The 25413-nt window shown below is 77.9% G+C and carries 31 protein-coding genes and 1 riboswitch; of the genes, 23 read left to right on the top strand and 8 right to left on the bottom strand.

The genetic code is table 11. The annotated features are described in order from the left end of the window. Positions 1 to 23 precede the first annotated feature (23 nt). The 5 genes from ACI780_RS08115 (at position 24) to ACI780_RS08095 (ending at position 5857) form a co-directional block, all read left to right on the top strand. Positions 24 to 980, top strand: coding sequence for a cobalamin biosynthesis protein (locus ACI780_RS08115; protein WP_457002082.1), 957 nt, complete (start codon positions 24 to 26; stop codon positions 978 to 980). A 262-nt stretch (positions 981 to 1242) separates the two neighbouring features. After that, positions 1243 to 2691, top strand: a complete 1449-nt coding sequence (locus ACI780_RS08110) for an aminotransferase-like domain-containing protein (protein ID WP_457002080.1) — start codon at positions 1243 to 1245, stop codon at positions 2689 to 2691. A gap of 161 nt (positions 2692 to 2852) precedes the next feature. Next, positions 2853 to 3575 carry a PAS and ANTAR domain-containing protein gene (locus ACI780_RS08105; protein ID WP_457002078.1) on the top strand — a complete coding sequence of 241 codons (723 nt, stop codon included), beginning with the start codon at positions 2853 to 2855 and terminating at the stop codon, positions 3573 to 3575. A gap of 96 nt (positions 3576 to 3671) precedes the next feature. Then, positions 3672 to 4355: a lysophospholipid acyltransferase family protein gene (locus ACI780_RS08100; RefSeq protein ID WP_089405979.1), complete on the top strand. Its 684-nt coding sequence runs from the start codon at positions 3672 to 3674 to the stop codon at positions 4353 to 4355. Then, positions 4310 to 5857, top strand: a complete 1548-nt coding sequence (locus ACI780_RS08095) for a cobyric acid synthase (RefSeq protein WP_457002075.1) — start codon at positions 4310 to 4312, stop codon at positions 5855 to 5857. Before ACI780_RS08100 ends, ACI780_RS08095 begins: the two co-directional genes overlap by 46 nt. Here ACI780_RS08095 and ACI780_RS08090 read toward each other — a convergent pair. Further along, positions 5844 to 6230 (bottom strand): acyl-CoA thioesterase, encoded by a 387-nt coding sequence (locus ACI780_RS08090; protein ID WP_456868973.1) that lies wholly within the window; start codon positions 6228 to 6230, stop codon positions 5844 to 5846. The two genes, ACI780_RS08095 and ACI780_RS08090, sit on opposite strands and share 14 nt — an antisense overlap. Positions 6231 to 6264: 34 nt before the next feature. Between ACI780_RS08090 and ACI780_RS08085 the strand changes: the two genes are divergently transcribed. After that, positions 6265 to 6870, top strand: a complete 606-nt coding sequence (locus tag ACI780_RS08085; protein WP_456868974.1) for an MSMEG_1061 family FMN-dependent PPOX-type flavoprotein — start codon at positions 6265 to 6267, stop codon at positions 6868 to 6870. 98 nt (positions 6871 to 6968) lie between these two features. Continuing rightward, complete coding sequence (locus tag ACI780_RS08080; protein WP_457002072.1) at positions 6969 to 7394, top strand: VOC family protein; 426 nt, start codon at positions 6969 to 6971, stop codon at positions 7392 to 7394. 81 nt (positions 7395 to 7475) lie between these two features. Here the strand turns inward: ACI780_RS08080 and ACI780_RS08075 are convergent, their stop codons facing one another. After that, a complete protein-coding gene (locus ACI780_RS08075; protein ID WP_457002070.1) occupies positions 7476 to 7673 on the bottom strand; it encodes a hypothetical protein in 198 nt (65 codons plus the stop codon). Positions 7674 to 7834: 161 nt separating this feature from the next. Between ACI780_RS08075 and ACI780_RS08070 the strand changes: the two genes are divergently transcribed. Further along, positions 7835 to 8344: a type II toxin-antitoxin system PemK/MazF family toxin gene (locus tag ACI780_RS08070; RefSeq protein WP_457002068.1), complete on the top strand. Its 510-nt coding sequence runs from the start codon at positions 7835 to 7837 to the stop codon at positions 8342 to 8344. 4 nt (positions 8345 to 8348) lie between these two features. On the opposite strand, the gene ACI780_RS08065 is transcribed toward ACI780_RS08070, so the two are convergent. Genes ACI780_RS08065 through ACI780_RS08050 form a run of 4 tightly spaced genes read right to left on the bottom strand, consistent with a single transcriptional unit; the run spans position 8349 to position 10483 of the window. Beyond that, the gene (locus tag ACI780_RS08065) at positions 8349 to 8651 is read right to left on the bottom strand and encodes a hypothetical protein (RefSeq protein ID WP_456868978.1); all 303 of its coding nucleotides are present in this window, start codon (positions 8649 to 8651) and stop codon (positions 8349 to 8351) included. 31 nt (positions 8652 to 8682) lie between these two features. Next, a complete protein-coding gene (locus tag ACI780_RS08060) occupies positions 8683 to 9750 on the bottom strand; it encodes an AbrB family transcriptional regulator (RefSeq protein ID WP_457002066.1) in 1068 nt (355 codons plus the stop codon). Further along, complete coding sequence (locus ACI780_RS08055) at positions 9747 to 10040, bottom strand: transcriptional regulator (RefSeq protein WP_456868980.1); 294 nt, start codon at positions 10038 to 10040, stop codon at positions 9747 to 9749. Before ACI780_RS08055 ends, ACI780_RS08060 begins: the two co-directional genes overlap by 4 nt. Beyond that, on the bottom strand, positions 10037 to 10483 hold the full coding sequence (locus ACI780_RS08050) for a hypothetical protein (protein WP_456868981.1): 447 nt from the start codon (positions 10481 to 10483) through the stop codon (positions 10037 to 10039). The genes ACI780_RS08055 and ACI780_RS08050 overlap by 4 nt, the downstream gene beginning before the upstream one ends. 104 nt (positions 10484 to 10587) lie before the next feature. Beyond that, positions 10588 to 10670, top strand: a riboswitch (cobalamin riboswitch). Between the two features lie 58 nt (positions 10671 to 10728). Here ACI780_RS08050 and ACI780_RS08045 point away from each other — a divergent pair. The 13 genes from ACI780_RS08045 (at position 10729) to ACI780_RS07985 (ending at position 22144) form a co-directional block, all read left to right on the top strand. Continuing rightward, entirely contained in the window at positions 10729 to 12777 is a 2049-nt protein-coding gene (locus ACI780_RS08045) for a putative cobaltochelatase (protein ID WP_457002063.1), read from the top strand. Beyond that, positions 12777 to 13391, top strand: a complete 615-nt coding sequence (gene cobO / locus ACI780_RS08040) for a cob(I)yrinic acid a,c-diamide adenosyltransferase (protein ID WP_456868983.1) — start codon at positions 12777 to 12779, stop codon at positions 13389 to 13391. Before ACI780_RS08045 ends, cobO begins: the two co-directional genes overlap by 1 nt. After that, positions 13388 to 14770 carry a cobyrinate a,c-diamide synthase gene (locus tag ACI780_RS08035; protein ID WP_457002061.1) on the top strand — a complete coding sequence of 461 codons (1383 nt, stop codon included), beginning with the start codon at positions 13388 to 13390 and terminating at the stop codon, positions 14768 to 14770. Before cobO ends, ACI780_RS08035 begins: the two co-directional genes overlap by 4 nt. Then, the gene (locus ACI780_RS08030) at positions 14757 to 15452 is read left to right on the top strand and encodes an energy-coupling factor ABC transporter permease (protein ID WP_457002059.1); all 696 of its coding nucleotides are present in this window, start codon (positions 14757 to 14759) and stop codon (positions 15450 to 15452) included. Before ACI780_RS08035 ends, ACI780_RS08030 begins: the two co-directional genes overlap by 14 nt. After that, positions 15449 to 15757, top strand: coding sequence for an energy-coupling factor ABC transporter substrate-binding protein (locus tag ACI780_RS08025; protein WP_456868986.1), 309 nt, complete (start codon positions 15449 to 15451; stop codon positions 15755 to 15757). Before ACI780_RS08030 ends, ACI780_RS08025 begins: the two co-directional genes overlap by 4 nt. Next, positions 15754 to 16488 carry a cobalt ECF transporter T component CbiQ gene (gene cbiQ / locus ACI780_RS08020; protein WP_456868987.1) on the top strand — a complete coding sequence of 245 codons (735 nt, stop codon included), beginning with the start codon at positions 15754 to 15756 and terminating at the stop codon, positions 16486 to 16488. Before ACI780_RS08025 ends, cbiQ begins: the two co-directional genes overlap by 4 nt. Continuing rightward, positions 16485 to 17339 (top strand): energy-coupling factor ABC transporter ATP-binding protein, encoded by an 855-nt coding sequence (locus tag ACI780_RS08015; protein WP_457002056.1) that lies wholly within the window; start codon positions 16485 to 16487, stop codon positions 17337 to 17339. The genes cbiQ and ACI780_RS08015 overlap by 4 nt, the downstream gene beginning before the upstream one ends. Next, positions 17330 to 17677 carry a cobalamin biosynthesis protein gene (locus ACI780_RS08010; RefSeq protein WP_457002054.1) on the top strand — a complete coding sequence of 116 codons (348 nt, stop codon included), beginning with the start codon at positions 17330 to 17332 and terminating at the stop codon, positions 17675 to 17677. The genes ACI780_RS08015 and ACI780_RS08010 overlap by 10 nt, the downstream gene beginning before the upstream one ends. Next, the gene (gene cobC / locus ACI780_RS08005; RefSeq protein ID WP_457002052.1) at positions 17674 to 18750 is read left to right on the top strand and encodes an Rv2231c family pyridoxal phosphate-dependent protein CobC; all 1077 of its coding nucleotides are present in this window, start codon (positions 17674 to 17676) and stop codon (positions 18748 to 18750) included. Before ACI780_RS08010 ends, cobC begins: the two co-directional genes overlap by 4 nt. Beyond that, on the top strand, positions 18747 to 20003 hold the full coding sequence (gene cobA / locus ACI780_RS08000; RefSeq protein WP_457002162.1) for a uroporphyrinogen-III C-methyltransferase: 1257 nt from the start codon (positions 18747 to 18749) through the stop codon (positions 20001 to 20003). Before cobC ends, cobA begins: the two co-directional genes overlap by 4 nt. A 79-nt stretch (positions 20004 to 20082) precedes the next feature. Continuing rightward, positions 20083 to 21021, top strand: coding sequence for an ABC transporter ATP-binding protein (locus tag ACI780_RS07995; protein WP_456868991.1), 939 nt, complete (start codon positions 20083 to 20085; stop codon positions 21019 to 21021). Beyond that, a complete protein-coding gene (locus ACI780_RS07990) occupies positions 21018 to 21872 on the top strand; it encodes an ABC transporter permease (protein ID WP_456868992.1) in 855 nt (284 codons plus the stop codon). The genes ACI780_RS07995 and ACI780_RS07990 overlap by 4 nt, the downstream gene beginning before the upstream one ends. Continuing rightward, a complete protein-coding gene (locus ACI780_RS07985; protein WP_089406067.1) occupies positions 21869 to 22144 on the top strand; it encodes a helix-turn-helix transcriptional regulator in 276 nt (91 codons plus the stop codon). The genes ACI780_RS07990 and ACI780_RS07985 overlap by 4 nt, the downstream gene beginning before the upstream one ends. Positions 22145 to 22184: 40 nt before the next feature. Here ACI780_RS07985 and ygiD read toward each other — a convergent pair whose 3' ends face one another. Next, on the bottom strand, positions 22185 to 23036 hold the full coding sequence (ygiD, locus tag ACI780_RS07980) for a 4,5-DOPA-extradiol-dioxygenase (protein WP_456868993.1): 852 nt from the start codon (positions 23034 to 23036) through the stop codon (positions 22185 to 22187). Positions 23037 to 23071: 35 nt separating this feature from the next. Next, positions 23072 to 23578 carry a redox-sensitive transcriptional activator SoxR gene (soxR, locus tag ACI780_RS07975; RefSeq protein ID WP_456868994.1) on the bottom strand — a complete coding sequence of 169 codons (507 nt, stop codon included), beginning with the start codon at positions 23576 to 23578 and terminating at the stop codon, positions 23072 to 23074. Between the two features lie 47 nt (positions 23579 to 23625). Here soxR and ACI780_RS07970 point away from each other — a divergent pair, with 47 nt between their 5' ends. Together ACI780_RS07970 and ACI780_RS07965 are read left to right on the top strand one after the other, a co-directional pair. Next, positions 23626 to 24351: an SDR family NAD(P)-dependent oxidoreductase gene (locus ACI780_RS07970; RefSeq protein ID WP_456868995.1), complete on the top strand. Its 726-nt coding sequence runs from the start codon at positions 23626 to 23628 to the stop codon at positions 24349 to 24351. Next, positions 24348 to 25400 (top strand): S-adenosylmethionine:tRNA ribosyltransferase-isomerase, encoded by a 1053-nt coding sequence (locus tag ACI780_RS07965; RefSeq protein WP_457002048.1) that lies wholly within the window; start codon positions 24348 to 24350, stop codon positions 25398 to 25400. The genes ACI780_RS07970 and ACI780_RS07965 overlap by 4 nt, the downstream gene beginning before the upstream one ends. The last annotated feature ends 13 nt before the right edge of the window (positions 25401 to 25413 follow it).

Below are 25413 nucleotides of genomic sequence, written 5' to 3'. Positions count from 1 at the left end.
TCCTAGGAACCGGTCTCGGCAGGATGGTCGGCGTGCTGCTCCGCCGGGACCTCCCCGCCGCCCTCGGCCTGGCCCTCGGCGCGGCCGCCGACCTGCTGCTCGCCGACCCCGCCCGCCGGCACCCGGTGGCCGGCTTCGGCACCCTCGCCGCCGCGCTGGAGCGGCGGCTCTGGCGGGACTCCCGCGCGGCCGGCGCCGGGTACGCGGGAGTCCTGGTCGCCGGTGCCACGGGGCTGGGGACGGCGGCCGACCGGGTCACCCGCGGGCGGCCCGCGGCGCGCACGGCCGCGGTCGCCCTCGCCACGTGGGCGGTGCTCGGCGGCACCTCGCTGGGCCGCGCGGCGACGGCGATGGCCGGGGTGCTGGAGGCCGGGGACCTGCCCGCCGCCCGCGCGCTGCTGCCGACGCTGGCCGGTCGCGACCCCTCGGCCCTCGACGGCGGGGAGCTGGCCCGGGCCACCGTCGAGTCGGTCGCCGAGAACACCTCCGACGCCGCCGTGGCCCCGCTGGTCTGGGGAGCGCTGGCCGGCCTGCCGGGGCTGCTCGGGTACCGCGCGGTCAACACCCTCGACGCGATGGTGGGCCACCGCTCGCCGCGCCACGCCCGCTTCGGCTGGGCCGCCGCCCGCGCCGACGACGTCGCCAACTGGCTGCCCGCCCGGCTGACCGCCGCGCTCACCGTCGCCCTCGCCCCGCTGGCCGGCGGTTCCCCGCGCGGCGCGCTGCGGGTCTGGCGGCGCGACGGCGCCGCCCACCCCAGCCCCAACGCCGGCCGCTGCGAGGCCGCGGCGGCCGGCGCGCTGGGACTGCGGCTGGGCGGCCGCAACGTCTACGGCAGCAGGGTGGAGGACCGCCCGGTGCTCGGCGACGGCCGGGCACCCGACAGCAGCGACGTCGCCCGGGCGGTGCGCCTGTCGCGGGCGGTGTGGCTGGCCGCGGCGCTCCTCGCCGTCGCGACCAGGGCACCCCGGCGCGGCTGAGGACGGGTCAGCGGCCCGCGGCCGTGGAGGACGCCGCGCGGCTGCGGGAGGACGGGGAAGCCGGCCGGGTCGGCGTGCGGGCGGCTGGCCGGCGGGTCGGCCGGACCGCGGCCACCGCGGACGGCGATCACCAGGGTGGTCACCACCAGGCCGCCGAGGCCGAGCAGGACGAGCAGGACGAGGACTGCACCAGTGGTCATGGCGGAGACAGTGGCACCATCCGACCTGGACGGAAGCGGTCCAATCCGGCATGGTGGCCCGCATGCCACTGGGAGCGGATCAGTCCACCGCGGGCGAGCTCGCCGCGCTGGTCGGGCCACTCGGGGAGGCGTCCGGGCCCCGGTACGCCACCCTCGCCCGCCGGGTCGGCGAGCTGCTCGCACTGGGGCAGCTCGCGCCGGGCACCCGGCTGCCCGCCGAGCGGGACCTGGCCGCGGCGCTGGCGGTCAGCAGGGTCACCGTCGCCTCGGCCTACCGGCTGCTGCGCGAGGAGGGCCGGGCGAGCACCCGGCACGGCGCCGGCACCGTGCTCGAGACACCGCCGGCCGGCGCGGTGTGGACCGCGCCCACCGCCGACCCCGGGGTCCTCGACCTCGCCCACGCCTCGCCGGAGGCCGCCCCGGAGCTGCTGCCGGCCTACCAGCAGGCGCTGGCGCGGCTGCCCGCGCTCGCCGGCGGCCACGGCTACGCGCCCGGCGGGCTGCCCGAGCTGCGCGCCGCGATCGCCGACCGCTACACCGCCCGCGGCCTGCCCACCGACCCCGAGCAGGTGGTGGTCACCGCCGGCACCGGCGACGCCACGGCGACGGTGGTCGAGACGCTGCTGCAGCCCGGCGACCGGGTGCTGGTCGAGCACCCCACCTACCCCGGCGCCCTGGGCATGGTGACCGCGGCCGGCGGGCGGTGCGTGCCGGTGACCGTCGACCCGGCCGACCCCGACGCGGTCGTGGCGGCCGCGCACCTCGCCGTCCGGCAGAGCAGCCCGCGGCTGGCCTTCCTCATGCCCGACTTCTCCAACCCCTCCGGCGCCCGGCTGTCGGCGGCCGGCCGGCGGCGGCTGGCCGCGACGCTGTGGCAGCAGGGCGTGCTGACGATCGTCGACGAGGTGACCGCGGAGCTGTGGCTCGACGACCAGGGGCCGCTGCCGCCCTACGCCGCCGGCCTGCCCGACGCCGCCACGGTCACCGTCGGGGGGCTGTCCAAGGCGGTGTGGGGCGGGCTGCGGATCGGCTGGCTGCGCACCGACGCGGCGCTGGCCGCCTCCCTGGGCGCCGTCCTGGGCCGCCGGCAGCTGTCGGTCGGCCCGCTCGACCAGCTCGCCGCGGCCGCGCTGGTCCGCGACCTCGACACCGTGCTGGCCGGCCGCCGCGCACTGCTGCGGGAGCGCCGCGAGGTGCTGCTCGCCGAGGTGGGCGCGCGACTGCCGCACTGGCGCGCGCCCCGCCCCGGCGGCGGGCTGTCGTCGTGGTGCGCGCTCCCCGCCGGGACGAGCGCCGCCGCCCTGGCCGCCGCCGCCGCCCCGCTGGGCCTGCTGCTGGCCGAGGGGCGCGTCTTCGGCACCGGCACGGTCTTCGACGACCACCTGCGGCTGCCCTTCACCCTGCCGCCGGACCGGCTGCGGTCGGCGGTGACCACGCTGGCCTCGGTGGACGCCGCCCTGCGCAGCGGACCGGTCGCGCGCCACCCGGCCCGGCCCGTCACGGTCGTGTGACACGAACCGGACAGATCCGTCTGCGTGGCGTGCGCATCCCGGTGCGGGCGGCTACCGTCAGACCATTCGAGCGGCCGGCCCCGCCGGCTCCCGCGACAGGTCGAACAACCGGCTGAGCGGCGCTCTCCCGGGCACCGCCCGGCGCGCTCCCGGAGCACGCGATGACGTCCACCCAGTACCCCCTCCGGTCCCGGCACCGCGGCGCGGCGGGACACGCGGTCCCCGTGCCGCCCGCGCGCCCTCCGGCCCCTCCGCCGCTGGCGGCCCGGCGCACCCGCCTGGCCGGCCGCTGGCGGTACGACCGCGTCAGCGGCGAGTGGTGGTGGTCGGAGGAGATGAGCGCCCTGCTCGGTCCGGCCGGCGACGGCCCCTCCACCGAGGCGCTGGTCGCCGCCCAGCACCCCGACGACCGGCCGCGGACCATCGAGGCGCTGTCGGCTGCGATCACCGTGGCGCAGGCGTTCTGCCTGGAGGTGCGGGTGCGCACCGACGCCGGCGGGCACCGTGCCGTGGTGCTGCTCGGCGAGCCCCGGCTCGACGACGAGGGCCGGGTGGCCGCCGTCGAGGGCCTCGTCGTGGACAGCCCGCGGCCGGCCGCGGCCGAGGACCGGGTGCGGGCCCTGGAGGCGGAGGTCGCGCAGATGCGGACCGCCATGGCCAGCCGGGCCCCGATCGAGCAGGCCAAGGGCGTGCTCATGCTCCTGACCGGGTGCGGTGACCAGGTGGCCTTCGACCTGCTGGCGCACATCTCCAGCCACACCCACCGCAAGGTCCGCGAGGTCGCCCTCGACCTGGTGGCCTCGGCCTCGGGCCAGCGGCCGCTGTCGGCGGAGGTGCGGGAGATCCTGCGCGACGCCTGCCCGCCCGGCGGCGCCGGGCACTGAGCCGGCCCCTCCCCTGCCGCCGTCCTCCTCCCGGCGGCAGGGGAGGATGCCCCGGGGGATCCGGCCGGCGGTGCCGGGACCGAGGGAGGAGGACGGGTGTTCTACCTCGTCGCGCGGTTCCTGCTGCGGCCGCTGCTGGTCCTGGTGTTCCGGGCGCGGGTGCGCGGACGGGAGAACGTGCCGGCCACCGGCGCCTTCATCATCGCCAGCAACCACCTGTCGTTCGTCGACAGCATCGTGATCCCGCTGGCCGCCCCGCGCCGGGTGCACTACCTGGCCAAGGCCGAGTACTTCACCGGCTCCGGCGTCGGCGGGTGGCTCACCCGCACGCTGTTCACCGCGCTGGGCGCGATGCCGGTGGAGCGGGAGACCTCCCGGGCCGCCCAGGGGGCCCTCGACACCGCGCTCGGCGTGCTGCGGCGGGGGGAGGGCTTCGGCATCTACCCCGAGGGCACCCGCTCCCGCGACGGCCGGCTGGCCCGCGGCAAGACCGGCGTCGCCTGGCTGGCGCTCACCGCCGACTGCCCGGTGGTGCCGGTCGCCGTCGCCGGCACCGACCGGGTCCAGCCGGTCGACTCCCGCTGGCCGCGCCCCCACCGGGTGTCGGTCACCTTCGGGGCGCCGCTGACCTTCCCGGAGTACCGCGGCCAGGCCGCGAAGGGCCGCCCGCGCCGCGACGTCACCGACCGGATCATGGAGGCGATCGCCGAGCTGTCGGGGCAGGAGAAGGCCGGGTGGGGGCAGCAGCCCGCACCCAGCGCGCCACCCGCCGCCCCGTGAGCGGCGCCCTGCTCGTCGCCGGCACCACCTCCGACGCCGGCAAGTCCGTCGTCACCGCCGGCATCTGCCGCTGGCTGGCCCGCCAGGGCGTGCGGGTGGCGCCGTTCAAGGCGCAGAACATGAGCAACAACTCGATGGTCACCGCCGACGGCGCCGAGATCGGCCGGGCGCAGGTCATGCAGGCCGCGGCCGCCGGTGTGGAGCCCGAGGCGGCGATGAACCCGGTGCTGCTCAAGCCCGGCGGCGAGGACGCCAGCCAGGTCGTCGTCCTCGGCCGGCCGGTGGCCGAGGTGACGGCGCTGTCCTACCGGCCGATGAAGGCCGCGCTGCTGGAGCAGGTCCTGGCCAGCCTGGCCGACCTGCGGTCGCGGTTCGACGTCGTCGTCTGCGAGGGCGCCGGCTCCCCCACCGAGATCAACCTGCGCGCCGACGACATCGCCAACATGGGCCTGGCCACCGCGGCGGGGCTGCCGGTGGTCGTCGTCGGCGACATCGACCGCGGCGGGGTGTTCCCCGCGCTCTACGGCACGGTCGCGCTGATGCCGCCGGCCGACCAGCGGCTGGTGGCCGGCTTCCTGGTCAACAAGTTCCGCGGCGACGTCCGGCTGCTGCGGCCCGGCCTCGACCGGCTCACCGCGCTCACCGGGCGGCCCACGCTCGGCGTGCTGCCCTGGCTGCCCGGCGCCGCGGTCGACGTCGAGGACTCCCTCGGCATCCCCACCGGCGTCTCCTCGGCCGGGCCGCCGCACGGCGAGGACGTGCTGCGGGTGGCCGTGGCCCGGCTGCCCCGGCTGTCCAACGCCACCGACCTCGACGCGCTGGCCGCCGAGCCCGGTGTGCTCGTCCGGTTCGTCACCCGCCCCGAGGAGGCCGCCGACGCCGACCTCGTGGTGCTGCCGGGCACCCGCTCGACCGTGGCCGACCTGGCGTGGCTGCGCGCGAGCGGCCTGGCCGACGCGGTGCTCCGGCGCGCGGCCGAGGGCCGGCCGGTGCTCGGCATCTGCGGCGGGCACCAGATGCTCGCCCGCACGATCACCGACGACGTCGAGTCGCGGGCCGGCGCCGTCGCCGGGCTGGGGCTGCTGCCGGCCGAGGTGCGGTTCGCGCGGGAGAAGACGCTCGGCCGACCGTCCGGGCGGGCCCTCGGCCACCCGGTGCACGGCTACGAGATCCACCACGGCGTGGTCACCTACACCGGCGCCGCCGAGCCGTTCCTCGACGGCGGCCGGGCCGGGTCGGTGTGGGGCACCACCTGGCACGGCGCGCTGGAGAACGACGGCTTCCGGCGGGCCTTCCTCACCGAGGTGGCGCGCGCGACCGGGCGGCGGTTCACGCCGGCGCCCGGCACCTCCTTCGCCGCCGTCCGCGAGCGGCGCCTGGACGCCCTCGGCGACCTCGTGGCCGAGCACGCCGACACCGACGCGCTCCGGCGGCTGGTCGAGGAGGGCCCGCCGGCGGACCTGCCGCTGCTGCCGCCCGGGGAGGCGCTCAGCCGGCGGTGAGCCGCTCCCGGACGTCGTCGGGCCAGGGCACCGGGGCGCCGCCGGCCGTGCCGACGTAGGTGCTGCGCACGACGCAGCACACCCGCTCGCCCACCCGGACGGTGAAGCGCACGGTCACGCTGGTGCGGCCCACCCGCTCGGTCTCGGCGTCGACGGCGACCGTGTCGCCGTAGCGCGCCGGCGAGGACCACTCCAGCGTGCTGGCCTTGACCACCGGGTCGGCGCGGGCGGCGATCTCCTGCCACGGCAGGCCGAGCGAGGCCCACCACAGGGCGCTGGCCTCGTCGGCCCACACCAGGTAGTGCGCGTTGAAGACCACACCCTGCTGGTCGCACTCGACGAAGCGGACCGGGGCGCTCCACGTCACGGACACGGCCGGCCACGCTAGCGGGGTTACGGTGCTGCGCATGCACGACGACGGCACCGACCCGGTCCTCGCGGGGTACCGCCCGCCCTCGCAGCTGGTGCTGGACAAGGAGATCGACCACCTCGACGTCCACTGCCGCGCCTTCATCGGGCTCTCGCCGTTCCTGACGATGTCGACGGCCGACGCCGACGGCTGGCCGGAGATCTCCCCGCGCGGCGGCGACCCGGGCTTCGTGCGGGTTCTCGACGAGCACCGCCTGGTGCTGCCCGACCGGCAGGGCAACAACCGGCTCGACAGCCTGCGCCGGGTCGCGGTCAACCCGCGGGTGGCGCTGCTGTTCTTCGTGCCGGGCGTGGAGGAGACCCTCAAGGTCTTCGGCACCGGGGAGCTCGCCCCCGCCGACGCACTCGACGTCGACCTCACCGAGTTCGGCAAGCCGCCGCGCTCGCTGCTGGTCGTCACCGTGCAGCGGGCCTACCTGCAGTGCGCCAAGGCGGTCATGCGCTCGGGGCTGTGGGACCCGGCGGCCCGCATCGACCGCGGCGCGCTGCCGCCCTTCGGCGTCATGATCCGCGACCACTGCCGGCTCGAGACGCCGCTGCCCGACGACGCGACGATCCGCGCGGAGCTCGCCCTCGAGCTCTGAGGAAGGACCTCCCTGCCCCCCCACCGCTCGCAGGCTCGCGACGGGCCCCTGCAGGCAGGCCGTCCAGAACGTCACCACGGCCTGCCAGGCTGCGGGGCATGGCGACGGACGTGCAGGTGGTGATCGACTCGGCCGACCCGCACGCGCAGGCCGACTGGTGGGCCGAGGCGCTGGGCTGGCAGGTGGAGCCCCAGGACGAGGAGTTCATCCGGCGGACGGTGGCGGCCGGGCACGCCACGGAGGCCGACACCACCACGCACCGCGGCCGGCTGGTGTGGGCCGTGGGCGCGGCCATCACCTCCCCCGACCCCGGCCGCCCGCGGGTGCTGTTCCAGCGGGTCCCCGAGGCCAAGACGGTCAAGAACCGCGTGCACCTCGACGTGCACGTGGGCGCCGAGCGGCGGGAGGCCGAGGTGGCCCGGCTGCTCGGCATGGGCGCCACCGAGCTCTGGCGGGAGTCGCAGGGGCCCTACACGTGGGCCACGCTCGCCGACCCCGAGGGCAACGAGTTCTGCGTCGCCTGAGGTGTGGTCGCCTGAGGTGTGGTCGCCTGAGGTGTGGTCGCCTGAGGTGTGGTCGCCTGAGGTGTGGTCGCCCGGGACCCGCTACGAGACCGGCAGGTCGCGGGCGAGCCGCCGGGAGACGACGGTCCGCTCGGCGATGCGGCGGGTGCGCCGGCGCCGGGGCCCGCGGCCGGTGCCGAGGTACCTCGCGTCCTCGACCAGCTGGAAGGCGGCGAGCACGCTGGCGCGTGGTTCGCGCGCCAGCGGGACGGTGGCCACGACGGGCTGGGCCGAGGTCATGGGGAGCCCCCCTCTCCCGGGGAGCGGTCTGCTGCGCGCCCCGTGACGCAATGGTGCCCAGGAACGACGCTCCGGAACCGGAACCGGGGCGAATTGGTACCGGTGTGACGAACGAGACGGCTGTGACGGCGCCGGCCCCGGCGGATCCGTACGGTGCGGCCATGAGCCGACCGCGCCGCCTCGTGGACGCCGTCCTCTCCCTCGTGCGGGCCGCCGCGGCGCCGGCCGGCCCGCGGCGCGCCTCCCGCCGGGCGCCCCGGGCTCCGCAGCCGGGACCGGCGGGCCCGGGCATCGACACGGAGTACCGCCCCCGGGCCGACGGCCGGCCCGATCCCGGCGAGGTGGTGTGGGCCTGGGTGCCCTACGACGAGGGCGACGGCCGGGGCAAGGACCGCCCGGTGCTGGTGGTCGGCCGGCGCGGGACCGACCTGGTCGGCCTCGCGCTGACCAGCAAGGACCACGACCGCGACGCCGCCGACGAGGCCCGGCACGGCCGCACGTGGATGGACGTCGGCAGCGGCGGGTGGGACCGGCAGGGCCGGCCGAGCGAGGTGCGGCTGGACCGGCTGCTGGTGCTCGACCCGGCGGACGTGCGGCGCGAGGGCGCGGCGCTGGACCGGGCGGTGTTCGACCGGGTGGTGGCCGCCGCCCGCCGGCTGCAGGGCTGGTGAGGGGTCAGCCGCCCGCGGTGCGGTCGCGGGGCGGCTGGGGACCCGCCGGGCGGAGGTGGTAGACGCCGGCCTGGCCGGGCAGCGGGTGCAGGTCGTAGCGGGAGACGACCTTCGGGCCGTCGTGCAGGTGCACGTGCGTGACCGTGGGCAGCGGGTCCCCGTGACGTGCGGCGCGGATCTCCACCCGCCCGTCGAGCGGGCCACCCACGAACAGCAGCACGGCGTCCTGCGCCGTCGCCGCGGCGTCGCCGGGCAGCTCGGTGGTGTCGACGTCGGACAGGTCGGTCTCCTCCCTCGGCGCGGTCACCCGGTCGAGGGTAGGCGCCTCCTGCCCGGCGTCATCCCGGGCGGCGGCGCAGCCGCCGGGCCACCAGCGGTGCGGCGAGCAGCATCACGAACAGCCGCAGCACCTGGACGGCGAGGACGAAGGTGGTGTCGGCGCCGCTGCCGGTGGCCGTGGCCAGGACGGCGTAGAGGCCCCCGGGCGTCGTCGCGAGGTAGCCGTCGAGGCGGCTGACGCCGGTGGCCGCGGACAGCACCAGGCCCAGGCCCGCGCAGGCGGCGACCAGCCCCACGATGATCGCCAGGGCCAGCGGCAGCGCCCCGCCGACGGTGCGCAGGCTCGCCACGGTGAACCGCACGCCGACCGCGAGGCCGATGAGCAGGAAGGCCGCCGCCTCGACCGCCGCCGGCACCTCCGCGCCGCGGGAGGCGCCGGACAGGTCGGCCGCGGCGGACACCAGCAGCGGGCCGAGCAGGGCCGGCACCGGCAGCCGCACCAGCCGCGCGAGCAGCACGCCGGCCAGCGCGCAGGCCACGGTGAACAGCAGGCCGGCCGGCTCCCCCGGCCCCGGCGGGCCCACGGGGACGACGGCGGCCCCCGGGTCGGCGCCGAAGACCGTCGTCGCCACCACCGGCAGCGACACCACGATCAGCACCACGCGCAGGTACTGCAGGACGGCGACCATCCGGTCGTCGGCGCCCAGGTCGCGGGCCATCGCGGTGATCCCGGACGCGCCGCCGGCGATCATCGCGAAGGCGCCGGTCACCGGGCTGATGCCCGGCCGCAGCCGCAGCAGCAGCCCCGCGGCGACGGTGAGCAGCAGCGTGGCGAGGGTGACCAGCAGGACCGGCGCCCACTCCTCCCCGATCGCGGCCAGGGTGCCGGGGTCGACCAGCGTGCCGATCGAGATCCCGACGACGGCCTGCGCGGCCGCCTGACCGGCCCGGGGCACGTCGACGGGGGTGCGCCCGGCCAGCCCGCGGACCAGCCCGGCCAGCAGCCCGCCGAACAGCGCCGAGGACGGGACACCGGCCCGGCCGAGGACGACGGCCGCCACGGCGCCGCCCGCGACCACCAGGGCACCGTCGGCCAGCAGGCGCGGGTCGGGGCGCGGCGCCCTCACAGACCGGCGATGCGGCGCAGCTCGGCGACGTGGGCGTCGAACGCCCGCCGCCCCTCGCCGGTCAGCGACAGGCTGGTCCGCTGCCGGGAGGCCACGGTCGCCTTGCTGACCCGCACGTAGCCGGCCTCCTCGAGCTGCCGGACGTGCTTGGACAGCACCGAGTCGCTCACGCCGACCCGGTCGCGGACGGTGGCGAACTCCATCGTGTCGACGGCGGCGAGCAGCCCGCAGACCTGCAGCCGGGGCGGGGGGTGGATGACGGGGTCGAAGTGCGGGGCGACCGCGGTCACAGGCCCCTCCGCAGCTCGGCCACCCAGCGGCGGCCCCACACCCGGCTGAGCACCCCGACCGCGATGCCCAGGACCGCGCCGGCCACCACCATGGCCCCGTGCCGGCCGAAGCCCTCGGACAGGACCAGTGCCGGGACCAGGACCAGCAGCACCATCGCGCCCCAGGCCGTCAGCGCGGGGCCGCCGGTGGTGACCCACACCCCGGTCCTCCGCCGGTAGGCCGAGACCAGCGCCCCGAGCCCGGCCCCGAACAGCAGCAGCGCCGGGAACGTCACCCACAGCGAGTCCAGCGCGTAGGAGGACAGGAAGCCGAACAGCAGCAGCCCGAGCGCGACGTCGTACCACCACGGCTGCAGCACGCGGTCGGCGAGCGCCGCCCGGTCGGCCCGCAGCGTGTCCAGCTGCGCGGCGGCGGCGTCCCGGTCGAGCTCGTGACTTTCCATGCCGGAAAGCCTGGTCCCTGACTTTCCGATCCGTCAAGTCACGGCCCGGCCTGTCTCCCCCGACCGGCGCGTGGTTGCATGACCGGGCCACAGCGACGGCAGTGGAGGAAGCCCGGTGCGACTCCGGCGCGGTCCCGCCACTGTGACCCGGCACCTCGACCAGGAGGCACCGGGGAGTCAGGAACTCCCGCCGTCGCCTCCTGCCACCTCCGGGCGTGGACACCCGGGGAGAGGACCCGTGCCGCGTGACGTACCCCTTCGGCGCCGTCGTCGGCATGGACGACATGCGCCTGGCGCTGCTGCTCAACGCCGTCTCCCCCGCCATCGGCGGGGTGCTGGTGCGCGGTGAGAAGGGGACGGCGAAGTCGACGACGGTGCGCGCGCTGGCCGCCGTGCTGCCGCCGGTCGCCGTCGTGCCCGGCTGCCGGTTCGCCTGCGACCCCGCCGCCCCCGACCCGGCCTGCCCCGACGGCCCGCACGACGCCGTCCCCGGGCACACCCGCCCCGCGCGGCTGGTCGAGCTCCCGGTGGGCGCCTCGGAGGACCGCGTCGTCGGGTCGCTGGACCTCGAGCGGGCGCTGACCGAGGGCGTGAAGGCCTTCGAGCCGGGCCTGCTGGCCGCCGCGCACCGGGGCGTGCTCTACGTCGACGAGGTCAACCTGCTGCACGACCACCTCGTCGACCTGCTGCTCGACGCCGCCGCGCTCGGCACCGCCTACGTCGAGCGCGAGGGCGTCTCGGTGCGGCACGCGGCGCGGTTCCTGCTGGTCGGCACCATGAACCCCGAGGAGGGCGAGCTGCGCCCGCAGCTGCTCGACCGGTTCGGGCTCACCGTGGAGGTGGCCGCGCCGCGCGACCCGGCCGAGCGCGCCGAGGTGGTGCGCCGGCGGTTCGCCCACGACGCCGACCCCGCCGGGTTCGCCGCCGCGTGGGCGGCCGAGGAGGCCGGGCTGGCGCGCCGCATCGCCGAGGCCCGCGCCCGGCTGCCGCAGGTGGTCCTCTCCGACGACGCGCTGCGCCAGGTCACCGCCGTCTGCGCCGCCTTCGACGTCGACGGGCTGCGCGCCGACCTGGTCACCGCCCGCACCGCGATCGCGCACGCCGCCTGGTGCGGCCGCGACGCGGTGACCGAGGACGACGTCCGCGTCGCCGCCCGGCTCGCGCTCCCCCACCGCCGGCGGCGCGACCCGTTCGACGCGCCGGGCCTCGACGACGACACCCTCGAGCAGGCGCTCGAGGACGCCCGCCCCGACGACGGTCCGGACGAGGGCCCCGACGGCGACCCGCCCCCGGACGGCCCCGGCGGTGGCGCTCCCCCGCCCGCCGGCGACGGTTCCGCGGACGACCCGTCGAGATCGCGGGATCTCGACGGCGACGCCGCCCCGGAACCGCCGAGATCACGCGATCTCGACCAGCGGGGGCAGGGCCGGGAGGGGCACGGCGGGGGGTGCGCGCCCGTGCGGGAGCGGGCCGCGGTCGCGCCGTCGGACCCCTTCCGCGCGCGCCGGCTGGAGGTGCCCGGCATCGGCGCCGGCGCGGCCGGGCGGCGGTCGAGGGCGCGCGCCGAGCGCGGCCGCGTCGTCGGGTCGGTGCGCCCCGGCGGGCCGGTGACGCGGCTGCACCTGGTCGACACCGTGCTGGCCGCCGCACCGCACCAGGCGGCGCGCGGCCGCACCGGCCCCGGGCTGCGGATCGCCCGCGAGGACCTGCGCCAGGCCACGCTCGAGGGCCGCGAGGGCAACCTCGTGCTCTTCGTCGTCGACGCGAGCGGCTCGATGGGGTCGCGCTCGCGGATGGCCGCGGTCAAGGGGGCGGTGCTGTCCCTGCTGCTCGACGCCTACCAGCGGCGCGACAAGGTCGGCCTGGTCACCTTCCGTGGCACCGACGCCGACCTCGCGCTGCCGCCCACCTGGTCGGTGGAGGCCGCCGCGGCCCGGCTGCGCGAGCTGCCCACCGGCGGGCGGACCCCGCTGGCCGCGGGCCTGCTGCGCGCCGCCGACGTGCTGCGCGTGGAGCGGGTGCGCGACCCGCGCCGGCGGCCGCTGCTCGTCGTCGTCACCGACGGGCGGGCCACCGGCGCGCGCGGCTCCGACGCGCTCGCGGCGGCGCACGCCGCGGCGCAGCGGCTGGCCGCCGGCGACACCGCGGCCGTCGTCGTCGACTGCGAGTCGGGGCCCGTGCGGCTCGGGCTGGCCGGGGTCCTCGGCGCCCACCTGGGCGCGCGGACGCTGCGGCTGGAGGAGCTCGCCGCCGAGTCGCTGGCGCAGACCGTGCGCAGCGCGAGGGCCGCCTGATGCCGCAGGGGCAGGTCGCGGTCACCCCGCAGGACGGGCTGACGACGCGCCAGCGGCGCAACCGGCCGCTGCTCGCCGTGCACACCGGCGAGATGAAGGGCAAGTCCACCGCCGCGTTCGGCATGGCCATGCGCGCGTGGAACCAGGGCTGGCCGATCGCGGTCTACCAGTTCGTCAAGAGCGCCAAGTGGCGGGTGGGCGAGGAGAACGCGCTCACCGCGCTGGGCCGGCTGCACGAGCAGACCGGCGAGGGCGGGCCCGTGGTCTGGCACAAGATGGGCTCGGGCTGGAGCTGGTCGCGCCGGCAGGGCACCGAGGTCGACCACGCCGCCGACGCCGCCGAGGGCTGGGCGCAGATCAAGCGGGACCTGGCCGCCGAGGCGCACCGCTTCTACGTCCTCGACGAGTTCACCTACCCCCTGACGTGGGGCTGGGTCGACGTCGACGACGTCGTCGAGACGCTGGTGCACCGGCCGGGCACGCAGCACGTCGTCGTCACCGGGCGCAACGCGCCGCAGGCGCTGGTCGACGCCGCCGACCTGGTCGTGGAGATGACCAAGGTCAAGCACCCGATGGACGCCGGCCAGAAGGGCCAGCGGGGGATCGAGTGGTGAGCGTCCCGCGCGTGGTGGTCGCCGCCCCGAGCAGCAACGCGGGCAAGACGTCGGTGACCACCGGCCTGGTCGCGGCGCTGACCGCCCGCGGGCACACCGTCTCCCCGCACAAGGTCGGCCCGGACTACATCGACCCCGGCTACGCGGGCCTGGCCGCCGGCCGCCCGGGCCGCAACCTCGACCCCTGGCTGGTCGGCGAGGAGCGGATCGCGCCGCTGTTCCTGCACGGCGCGCGCGGGGCCGACGTCGCCGTCGTCGAGGGCGTGATGGGCCTGTTCGACGGCGCCACCCACCCCACCGTCGAGCCCGGCTTCGCCTCGACCGCGCACGTCGCGGGCCTGCTGCGGGCACCGGTCGTGCTCGTCGTCGACGCCTCGTCGCAGGCGCGCAGCGTCGCCGCGCTGGTGCACGGGTTCGCCACGTTCGACCCGGCGGTCCGCATCGGCGGGGTGGTGCTCAACCGGGTCGGCAGCGACCGGCACGAGGCGATCCTGCGCGAGGCCCTCGGCGCCGCCGGGGTGCCGGTGCTCGGCGCGCTGCGGCGGGTGGAGGCGCTGGCCACGCCGTCGCGGCACCTGGGCCTGGTGCCGGCGGCCGAGCGGTCGGCCGAGGCGCTGGCCACCGTCCGGCGGCTGGGCGAGGTGGTCGCCGCCGGGGTCGACCTCGACGCCGTCGTGCGGCTGGCCCGCACCGCCCCTCCCCTGCCGGCAACCCCCTGGGACCCCGCCGCCGAGGTGACGCCGGTGCCCGGGCGGCCGCGGATCGCCGTCGCCGGCGGGCCGGCGTTCACCTTCGGCTACGCCGAGGACACCGAGCTGCTCACCGCGGCCGGCGCCGAGGTGGTGACCGTCGACCCGCTCCGCGACGAGGCCCTGCCCGAGCGCACCGCCGGCCTGGTCGTGGGCGGCGGCTTCCCCGAGGTCTACGCCGACGCGCTGTCGGCCAACGAGACGCTGCGCGCCGACGTCGCCGCGCTGGCCGCCCGCGGCGGGCCGGTCGCGGCCGAGTGCGCCGGGCTGCTCTACCTCTCCCGCGAGCTCGACGGCGCCCCGATGTGCGGTGTCCTCGACGTCGCCACCCGCATGACGCCGCGGCTGACCCTGGGCTACCGCGCCGCCGTCGCGCTCACCGACAGCGCGCTGGCCCCGGCCGGCACCCGGGTGCGCGGGCACGAGTTCCACCGCACCGCCGCCGACCCGCCCGCCGGCGCCACCCCGGCCTGGCAGTGGTCGGCGGGTGGGCCCGAGGGCTTCGTCGCGGGCTCGGTGCACGCCTCCTACCTGCACCTCAACCGCGCGGGCAGCCCCGCGCTGGCCGAACGGTTCGTGGCCGCCTGCGCGGCGGCCGTGCCGGAAGGGGTACGGCATGCACATCGCTGAGGGGTTCCTCCCGGCACCGCACGCCGTCGGCTGGACGGTCGCGGCCGCGCCGTTCGTGGTGCACGGGGCCCGCGCGGTGGTGCGGGAGGTGCGCGAGAACCCCGAGTCCACGCTGCTGCTCGGCGCGGCCGGCGCGTTCACCTTCGTGCTCAGCGCGATCAAGCTGCCCTCGGTCACCGGCAGCTCCAGCCACCCGACGGGCACCGGCGCCGGGGCGGTGCTGTTCCGGCCCCCGGTGATGGCGCTGCTCGGCACCGTCGTCCTGCTGTTCCAGGCGCTGCTGCTCGCCCACGGCGGGCTCACCACGCTCGGCGCCAACGCCTTCGCCTTCGCCGTCGTCGGCCCGTGGGCCGGCTACGGCGCCTACCGGCTGACCCGGGCGCTGGGCGCCGGGCTGCTGCCCGGCGTGTTCGTCGCCCTCGCGCTGGCCGACCTGGCCACCTACGTCACGACGTCGCTGCAGCTGGCGCTGGCCTTCCCCGACGCCGCCAGCGGCGTGCTCGGCGCGGCCGGCAAGTTCCTCGGGGTCTTCGCGCTCACCCAGGTGCCGCTCGCGGTCGGCGAGGGCCTGCTCGGCGTGCTGCTGTTCCGGGTGCTCACCGTCAACGCCCGGCCCGAGCTCGAGCGCCTCGGCGTGCTGCGCCCGGCCGCCGCGCAGGAGCCGGCGGAGGAGGCGCGGTGACCCGCCGGCGGCTGGTCACCGCGCTGCTGGTGCTCGCGGTGGTGGCGCTGTTCGCCCTCCCGCTGGTGCTCGACGGCGGGGCGTCGGACTACGCCGGCACCGACGGCGCGGCCACCGAGGCCATCGAGGAGTCGGGCTACACGCCGTGGTTCGAGTCGGTGTTCAGCCCGTCGTCGGCCGAGGTGGAGTCGGGGCTGTTCGCCCTGCAGGCGGCGCTGGGCGGCGGCGTGCTCGGCTACGTCCTCGGCCGGCTGCGCGGCCGGCGGGCCGCGCGCGAGACGACCCCGCCCGCCGAGGGGCCGTGACCGGCCTGGCGGTCGACGACGCCGCCTGGGCCAGCGCGTGGCGCACCCGCTCTCCGGTCGACAAGCTGCTGCTCTGCGCCGGCCTGGTGGTCTGCGCCCTGGTGCTGCCCGCGTGGCCGGGCAGCGTGCTGGTCGCGCTGGCCGCCGTCGTGCTGGCGCTGGGCCCGGCGCGGGTGCCGGCCCGCACGTTCGGCCGCGCGGTGCGCTGGCCGCTGGCGTTCGTGCTGACCGGCGCGCTGACCGCCGTCGTCTCGGTCGACGGCGGCGGGGTCGGCTGGGCGCCGGGCGCGGCCGCCCGCGCCGGGGAGCTGGTCGGGCACTCCGTCGCCGGCGGCGCGGCGGTGCTGCTGCTGGCCACCACCACGCCGGTGACCGACCTGCTCGCGGCGCTGCGGCGGCTGCGCGTGCCGGCCGCGGTGGTCGAGGTCGCCGGGGTGACCTACCGGATGCTGTTCGTGCTGCTGGAGAGCGTGCGCACCATCCGCGAGGCGCAGACCGCGCGGATGGGGCACTCGACGTGGCGGCGCTCCTACCGGTCCTCGGGCGCGCTCGCCGCCGCGGTGCTCACCCGCTCGTGGCAGCGCGCCCGCCGGCTGCAGGAGGGCCTGGCCGGCCGCGGCCTGGAGACCGGGCTGCGGGTGCTGCCGGAGTCCCGGCCCTCGTCGCGGGGCTTCCTCGCCGCCACCGCCGCGGGGCTCGCCGCGCTCGTCGCCGTGGGCGTGCTGGCGTGAGCCACCGGACGCTGGCCGCCGAGGGGCTGGTCGTCGGCTACGAGCGGGGCCGGCGGGTCCTCGACGGCGCCTCGCTCACCGTCCCCGCGGGCCGCCGGCTGGCGCTGCTCGGCGCCAACGGCTCGGGCAAGACGACGCTGCTGCGCTGCCTGTCCGGCGCGCTGCGCCCCGACGCCGGCGCGGTCGCCGTCGACGGGCAGCTGCTGCGGTACACCCGCGGTGGGCTGCGGGCGCACCGGCAGGAGGTCCAGCTGGTGCTGCAGGACCCGGACGACCAGCTGTTCAGCGCCTCGGTGGCGCAGGACGTCTCCTTCGGCCCGCTCAACCTGGGCCTGCCCGAGGACGCCGTCCGCGCGCGGGTGGCCGAGGCGCTGGCGCTGCTCGCCGTCGACGCGCTGGCCGCCCGGCCCACCCACCAGCTCTCCTACGGCGAGCGCAAGCGCGTGGCGATCGCCGGCGCGGTGGCCATGCGCCCGTGCGTGCTGCTGCTCGACGAGCCCACCGCCGGTCTCGACCCCTCCGCCGTCGCCGAGGCGCTGGCCGCCCTGGAGCGGCTGCAGGCGTCGGGGTCGACGGTGGTGATGAGCACCCACGACGTCGACCTCGCGCTGCGCTGGGCCGACGAGGTCGCCGTCGTCGTCGACCGGCGGGTGGTCCAGGGCGCGCCCGCCGACCTCCTCGCCGACGACGGCCTGCTCGCCCGCGCCCGCCTCGACCGGCCCTGGGCGCTCACCGTCGGCGGCCGGTTGCGCGTGCTCGGGCTGCTCCCCGACGACGGGCCGCTCCCCCGCGACGCCGCCGCGCTGCTCGCCGCCCTCCCCGACCGCCCCGGCGTCGTCCCGTGGACGTGACCGTCGGCGTCGGCGCGGTGCCGGGGGTCTCGGCGCAGGAGGTGCTCGCCGCCGTCGACGCGGTGCTGCCCGCAGGTGCCCGCGTGGCCCGGCTGGCCACCCTCGACGTGCGCGCCGCCGAGCCGGGCCTGGCGGGCGCGGCGGCGGCCCGCGGCTGGCCGCTCACCGGGCACCCCGCGGCGGTCCTCGCGGGGATCGCGGTCCCGTCGCCGTCGGCTCGGGTGGCCGCGGCGGTGGGCACGCCGTCGGTGGCCGAGGCCGCGGCGCTGGTGGGCGGCGCGCGGCTGGTGGTGCCCAAGACGGTCCGCGGGCGGGTGACCGTGGCGGTGTCCGCGTGAGCGACGTCGACCTCGACCACCACGGCGACCTGGAGCTGGCCCCCGGGCTGGTCGACCTCGCCGTCAACGTGCGCGCCGGCACCCCGCCGCCGTGGCTGCGGGCGGTGCTGGCCGCCGCCCTCGACGACGTCGCCGCCTACCCCGACCTGCGCCCGGCCCGCGCCGCGGTGGCCGCCGCGCACGGCCGCGACCCCGCCGAGGTCCTGCCCACCGCCGGCGCCGCCGAGGCCTTCGTGCTGCTGGCGCGGGCGCTGCGGCCGCGGCGGGCGGTCGTGGTGCACCCGTCGTTCACCGAGCCGGAGGCGGCGCTGCGGGCGGCCGGGCACCGGGTCGAGCGGCTGCTGCTCGACCCGCCCGGGTACCGGCTGCGCGCGGTCCCCGACGACGCCGACCTGGTCGTCCTCGGCAACCCCACCAACCCGACGTCGGTGCTCCACCCCGCCGACGACGTCGCCGCGCTGGCCCGGCCCGGGCGGGTGCTGGTCGTCGACGAGGCCTTCGCCGACACCGTGCCCGGCGAGCCGGGGTCGCTGGCCGGGCGCACCGACCTGCCCGGCCTGGTCGTCGTCCGGAGCCTGACCAAGACGTGGGGGCTGGCGGGCCTGCGGGTCGGCCACCTGCTCGGGCCGGCCGGCCTCGTCCGGGAGCTGGCCGCCGCGCAGCCGCACTGGCCGGTGTCCTCGCCGGCGCTGGCCGCGCTGGCCGCCTGCACCACCCGCGCCGCCCGCGCGGAGGCCGACGCGGCGGCCCGCGAGCTGGCCGTGCACCGCGCGGCCCTGCTGGCCGCCCTGCCGCCCGGCGTCGTCGTCGGGGAGCCGCGGTCGTCGTTCGTGCTGCTGCGCGTCCCCGGCGGGGCGCGGGTGCGCGCGGCGCTGCGCGAGCGCGGCTGGGCGGTGCGGCGCGGGGACACCTTCCCCGGCCTGTCGCCCGACCACCTCCGGGTCGCCGTGCGCGACCCGGCGACCTCGCGTGCGTTCGCCGCCGACCTCGCTGGGATCCTGGGGGCCGAGGTCCCTGGTCCGCTGCCGACGACGACGTCGCTGCCGGCCGCCGTCCCGGAGGAGCACCGCTGAACGCCACGCCCGTCGACCCCGCGTCCGGCGTCGTCTACCCCGTCGGACTGCGGCTGCTCGACCGCCGCGTCGTCGTCGTCGGCGGCGGGTCGGTCGCCCACCGCCGCGTCGCCGGCCTGCTCGAGGCCCGCGCGCGGGTCACCGTGGTCAGCCCGGAGGTCACCCCCGCGCTGGAGGCGCTGGTCGAGCCCGGCTCGATGACCTGGGTGCGCCGCCGCTACGTCCCCGGCGACCTCGACGGCGCCTGGTACGCGGTGGCCGCCACCGACGACCCCGCCGTCAACGCCGCGGTGGCCGAGGAGGCCGAGCGGCTGCGGGTGTTCTGCGCCCGCGCCGACGACCGCTCGGCCTCCAGCGTGTGGACCCCCGCCGTCGGCCGGCAGGGCGACCTCGTCGTCGGCGTGCACGGGGGCGGCGACCCGCAGCGGGCGGTCGGGGTGCGCGACGCCGTCGTCGCCGGGCTCACCGACGGCAGCATCCGCGACCGCGCCGCCCGCTCCCCCCTGGGTCCCCGGGTCGGCAGCGTCGTCCTGGTCGGCGGCGGCCCCGGCGACCCCGGCCTGGTCACCGTGCGCGGGCAGCAGGCCGTGGCGCAGGCCGACGTCGTCCTGGCCGACCACCTGGCGCCGCAGTCGCTGCTGGCCTCGCTGCCGCCGGAGGTCGAGGTCATCGACGCCTCGAAGCTGCCGCGCGGGCGGTCGATGGCGCAGGAGCAGATCAACGCGCTGCTGGTCGAGCACGCGCTGGCCGGCAAGCGGGTGGTGCGGCTCAAGGGCGGCGACCCGTTCGTCTTCGGCCGCGGCATGGAGGAACTCGAGGCGTGCGTGGCCGCGGGCGTGCCGGTCGAGGTCGTGCCCGGCGTGACCAGCGCGATCGGGGTCCCGGGCCTCGCCGGCATCCCGGTCACCCACCGCGGGCTGACCCACGAGTTCGTCGTCGTCTCCGGGCACGTGCCGCCCGGCCACCCGCAGTCGCTGGTCGACTGGGCGGCGCTGGGCCGGCTGCGCGGCACGGTCGTGGTGCTCATGGGCGTCGACACCGCCGGTGCGATCGCGGCGGCGCTGGTCGAGCACGGCCGCGCGCCGCACACCCCGGTCGCGGTGGTCGCCGACGGCTCCACCCCGACCCAGCGGGTCGTGCGCACCACCCTCGCCGGCCTCGCGGCGGCCATCGCCGAGGAGGGCGTCCGCCCGCCGGCGGTGTGGGTGGTCGGCGACGTCGTCGGCCTCGCTCCCCGGCTGGGAGACGCCTGACAGGACATCAGCAGCACTGGCGCTGCGGATGTAGCAGTCCTACTATCTGCTGCACCGTCCAGCGTCCCCGGAGGCGACGATGCCGCGTCCCGCTCCCCCGCCCGACGACGACCGGGTCGTCGAGGTCCGCGACCTGCGGATGAGCTACGGCAGCACCGAGGTCCTCACCGGCGTGGACCTGACGGTCTCCGCGGGCGAGGTCGTCTGCCTGCTCGGCCCGAACGGCGCCGGCAAGACCACCACCATCGAGGTCCTCGAGGGCTTCCGGCTGCCCTCGGCCGGGCACGTGCGGGTGCTCGGCGCCGACCCGGCCCGGGCCGACGACGCCTGGCGGGCCCGCGTCGGCGTGGTGCTGCAGTCCTGGCGCGACCACGCCCGCTGGACCCCGCGCCGGCTGCTCGGGCAGCTGGGCGGCTACTACGCCCCCTACGCGACGCCGGAGCGGCCACGGCCCTACGACGTCGACTGGCTGCTCGAGGTCGTCGGCATGACGGAGTTCGCCGACCGCCGGATCGGCACCCTCTCCGGCGGCCAGCGGCGGCGCCTCGACGTCGCCGTCGGCATCGTCGGCCGCCCCGAGCTGCTCTTCCTCGACGAGCCGACCGCCGGGTTCGACCCGCAGGCCCGCCGCGACTTCCACGACCTGGTGCACCGGCTGTCGGACCTGGAGGGCACCAGCATCCTGCTCACCACCCACGACCTGGCCGAGGCCGAGCGGCTGGCCGACCGCATCCTCGTCCTGGCCGACGGCCGGATCGTCGCCGACGGCAGCCCCGACGCGCTGACCCGCCAGGTGGCCGGCACCTCCGAGGTCCGCTGGGCGTGCGGCCGGGAGCGTTTCGTGCACGCCACCGACGACGTCGTCGCGTTCGTCCGGGGGCTGTTCGAGCAGCACGGCGACGCGCTCACCGACCTCGAGGTCCGCCACGCCAGCCTCGAGGACACCTACCTGGCGATGGTGCAGCGGTTCGAGGCCGGCGCCGGCAGCGCGCCGGCGCTGGTGGAGGTGACCCGGTGAGCGCCACCCGCACCGCCCTGGGCCTCGGGGTCCGGCGCGGCTGGACGGAGTTCCTGCTCAGCCTCCGCAGCCCGCAGGACCAGGGCTTCTACCTCTTCGTGGGCGGCGCCACGCTGCTGTACCTGTGGTTCAACCGGGACGAGCAGCTCGAGGGCACCGGCATCTCGCTGGTCGCCTACAGCCTGCCCAGCGTCCTCGCCGCCCTGCTCGCCTTCGGCGTGGTGGTCGGCCCGGCGTTCTCCCTGGCGATGGAGCGCGAGGACGGCACGCTGCTGCGGCACAAGGCGCTGCCGCACGGCATGCAGGGGTACGTGACCGGGCAGCTGGTCTACCACTCGCTGGGGCTGCTGCCGATGCTGCTGGTGATCCTGGTGCCGAGCTTCCTGCTCTTCGACGGGGTCATGGAGCGCGGCGCGGAGGGCTGGCTCACCGTCGCCTGGGTGGTCGCGCTCGGGCTGCTGGCCACCCTGCCGCTGGGCATGGTCATCGGCTCGCTGGTACCGAGCACGCAGAAGGTGACCACCTGGGGGATGCTGCCGGTCATCGTGGTCACCGCGATCTCCGGGATCTTCTTCCCCGTCCAGGCGCTGTGGGGCTGGGTGCAGGGCGTCGCGCAGGTCTTCCCGACCTACTGGATCGGCCTGGGCATGCGCTCGGCCTTCCTCCCGGACTCCGCTGCCGCCGTCGAGCTCGGCGACTCCTGGCGCACGGGGACGACCGTGCTCGTCCTCGCCGCGTGGGCGGTGGCCGGGTTGCTGATCACCCCGCGGGTGCTGCGGCGGATGGCCCGCCGCCAGTCCGGCTCGCAGGTGGCCGCGGCCCGGGACGCGGCGGCGCAGTGGGTCCGGTGAGCGGCGACCGCGACGCGGTCTACAACCGGATCGCGCTGCTGCGCGCGGAACAGGGCGTGACCCGGCGGGAGCTCGCCGACGCCCTCGGCGTCCACTACCAGACGGTCGGCTACCTCGAGCGCGGCGAGTACAACCCGAGCCTGCACCTGGCGCTGCGCATCGCGGAGTTCTTCGGGCTGCCGGTGGAGGTGGTCTTCTCCACCCGGCCGTTCCCGCGGATCAGCGACACCGCCCGCCCCGCACCCGGCGAGCCGCCCGCCGCCGCGGGCTGAGGTGACGGAGCGGCCCCCGTGCCCCCGCCGAGGGGGCCTCCTAGATGTTGGCGCCGTCGGGCGGTGGCTCCTCGGGCAGCGGTGCGGCGAACCCGTTGCCGTCGGTCGCGGGCGCCGACATGCCCACGGTGTAGGAGGTCATCGACAGCGACCCGTAGGCGTAGCCGTCGACCAGCACCTCCGCCGTCGTCCCGGTCGCGCCGGCCATCCCGGCCACGTACAGCAGCGGCAGGAAGTGGTCGGGCGTGGGGACGGCGAGGTCGAAGTCGCGGTGCCCGTCGAGGCGGGCGATGGCGGCGGGGTCGTCGAGCATCAGCTCCCGGGCGGCCTCGTCGAAGCGCTGCGCCCAGTCGAAGCCGGCGTCGGGCATGGCCCGGCTGACCCCGCCGAGGTTGTGCACCACGTTGCCGCTGCCGACCACCAGGACGCCGTCCTCCCGCAGCGGGGCCAGCGCCGCACCCATCTGCAGGTGGTAGTCGGCGCCCTTGAGCGCGTTGATCGACAGCTGGGCGACCGGCACGTCGGCGTCGGGGAAGGCGTGCGCGAGCACCGACCAGGCGCCGTGGTCGAGGCCCCAGCTGTCGAGGTCGGCACCCACCCAGGTCGGGGAGACGACGTCGGCCACCTGCTCGGCCAGCTCCGGCAGGCCGGGGGCGGCGTACTCCACGCCGAACAGCTCCGGCGGGAAGCCGAAGAAGTCGTGGATCGTGCGCGGCCGGGGCATCGCGGTGACCGCGGTGGCGTGGACGTACCAGTGCGCCGAGACGACGAGCACGGCGCGCGGGCGGGGCACCGCGCGGCCGAGCGCCCGCCAGGCCTCGGTGTAGCGGTTGCGCTCGAGCGCGTTCATCGGGTTGCCGTGGCCGATGAAGGCGGCAGGCATCAGGGTCATCCGGCTCTCCCTCCTCCGGTGCGGTCCCGCCGCGATCATCGCCTCCCGGGCGCGGGTCCGCGAGGCGCGGCCTGTGCCCCGGCGCGACCGGCCGGGGGCAGCCGGCGCAGCACCGGGGACAGCCGGCGGGCACCGGGGCCCTCCGCGGCGGCAGCGTCCCCGGGGTTGGACAGCCCGCACGAGGTCAGCGACAGGCAGCCGCAGCCGATGCAGGACGACAGCCCGTCGCGCAGCTGCACCAGGGCCGCGATCTGCTCGTCGAGCCGGTCCCGCCAGCCGCGGGAGAGCCGCTCCCAGTCGCGGGCCGACGGCGTGCGCCCCTCCGGGAGGGAGGCCAGCGCCTCGCGGATCTCCGGCAGCGACAGGCCGACGTTCTGCGCGGCGCGCACGAAGGCCAGCCGCCGCAGCACCGAGCGCGGGTAGCGCCGCGCGCCGCCGGCGGTGCGCTCGGCCGCCACCAGCCCCTCGGCCTCGTAGTAGCGCAGCGCCGACGGCGCCAGGCCCGAGCGCGCGGCCACCTCCCCGATCGCGAGCAACTCCACGCCGGCCCCCTTGACCTCAAGTCGCCTTCACATCACAGCGTAGCGCCATGACACCCACCGCCATGACTCCCACCGCCATGACTCCCACCGCCCTGGTGACCGGTACCTCCCGCGGCCTCGGTCTCGCCCTCGCCACCGAGCTGTCCCGCCGCGGCTGGCGGCTCGTCGTCGACGCCCGCGACGCCGCCCGGCTCGCCGCCGCCGTCGCGGCCCTCCCCCGCCCCGACCTGGTCACCGCCGTCCCCGGCGACGTCGCCGACCCCGCGCACCGCGCCGCGCTGGCCGCCGCGGCCGGCGACTCCCTCGACCTGCTGGTGGCCAACGCCTCCGCGCTCGGGCCCACGCCGCTGCCGCGGCTGGCCGACCTCGACCCGGCGGCGCTGGAGGACCTGCTCCGGGTCAACACCGTCGCGCCGCTGGCGCTGGTCCAGGCGGTGCTGCCGGCGCTGGAGCGGGCGGGCGGCACCGTCGTCACGGTCACCAGCGACGCCGCCGTCGAGGCCTACGAGGGCTGGGGCGGCTACGGCGCGACCAAGGCGGCGCTGGACCTGCTGACCGCCGTCCTCGCCGTCGAGCACCCGCGGCTGCGCGTCCTCGCCGTCGACCCCGGGGACATGGCCACCGACATGCACGCGGCCGCCGACCCCGGTGCCGACCCGGCGGACCTCGCCGCGCCGGAGGACGTCGCCCCGGCGCTGCTGCGGGTGCTCGACGGCGACGTCACCGGCCCCCGCGTCCGCGTCGCCGAGCTCGCCACGGCAGTGCGCTCGTGACCGCGGTCCTGCCGATGGGGGCGCCGGCCACCGCCCCGCCGGAGCGCCGCGGGCTGACCCGCGACGGCGTCCGGCTGCTGGCGGTCGGGCCCGGCCGCACCACGTCGGCGCGCTTCACCGACCTGCCCGACCTGCTCGAGCCCGGCGACCTGCTGGTGGTCAACACCTCCGCCACGCTCCCGGCCCGGCTGACCGCCCGGCGGGCCGACGGCGCGACCACCCCGCTGCACGTCTCGACCACCCTCGACGACGGCTCCTGGGTGGTGGAGGTGCGCCGCCCGACCGACGACGGTCCCGAGACCGGGCTCGAGCCCGGCGCCGCGCTGGACCTGCCCGGCGGCGTGCGCCTGGTGCTGCGCGACGGGTTCCCGGACCCGGCGGCCCCCCGGCGGCTGTGGCGGGCGCACGCCACCCCGGCGGTCGGGGTGGCCGCCTACCTGGCCCGGTACGGCCGGCCGGTGCACTACGCCCACCTCGCCGCGCCGGTGTCCCTGGCCGACGTCCGCAACGTCTACGCCACCGAGCCGGGCAGCGCGGAGAACGCCAGCGCCGGGCGGCCGTTCACCGACCGGCTGCTCGTGCGGCTGATGGCGCGCGGCGTCCCGGTCGTCCCGCTCGTCCTGCACGCCGGGGTCTCCAGCCCGGAGCTGCACGAGCCGCCGGCCCCGGAGCGCTACCGGGTCCCCGAGGTCACCGCCCGGCTGGTCACCGCGACCCGGGCGGCCGGGCGGCGGGTGGTCGCCGTCGGCACCACCGTCACCCGGGCGCTGGAGACGGTGACCGGTGACGACGGCGTCACCCGGCCCGGCGGGGGCTGGACCGACCTCGTCCTGGGCCCCGACCGCCCGGCCCGGGCGGTGACCGGGCTGCTCACCGGCCTGCACGAGCCCGAGGCCAGCCACGTGCTCCTGCTCGAGGCGGTCGCCGGACCCGAGCTGGTCGCCCGCGGCTACCGGGCCGCCGTCGACGGCGGGTACCTGTGGCACGAGTTCGGCGACTCGATGCTGCTCCTCCCCGGTGGCGGGCCGGCAGCCCACCGGCGAGGCTGACGGGGTCGGGACG

Source organism: Geodermatophilus sp. SYSU D00814 (genome assembly GCF_054050055.1).
This window is presented reverse-complemented; position numbering and strand designations above follow the sequence as displayed.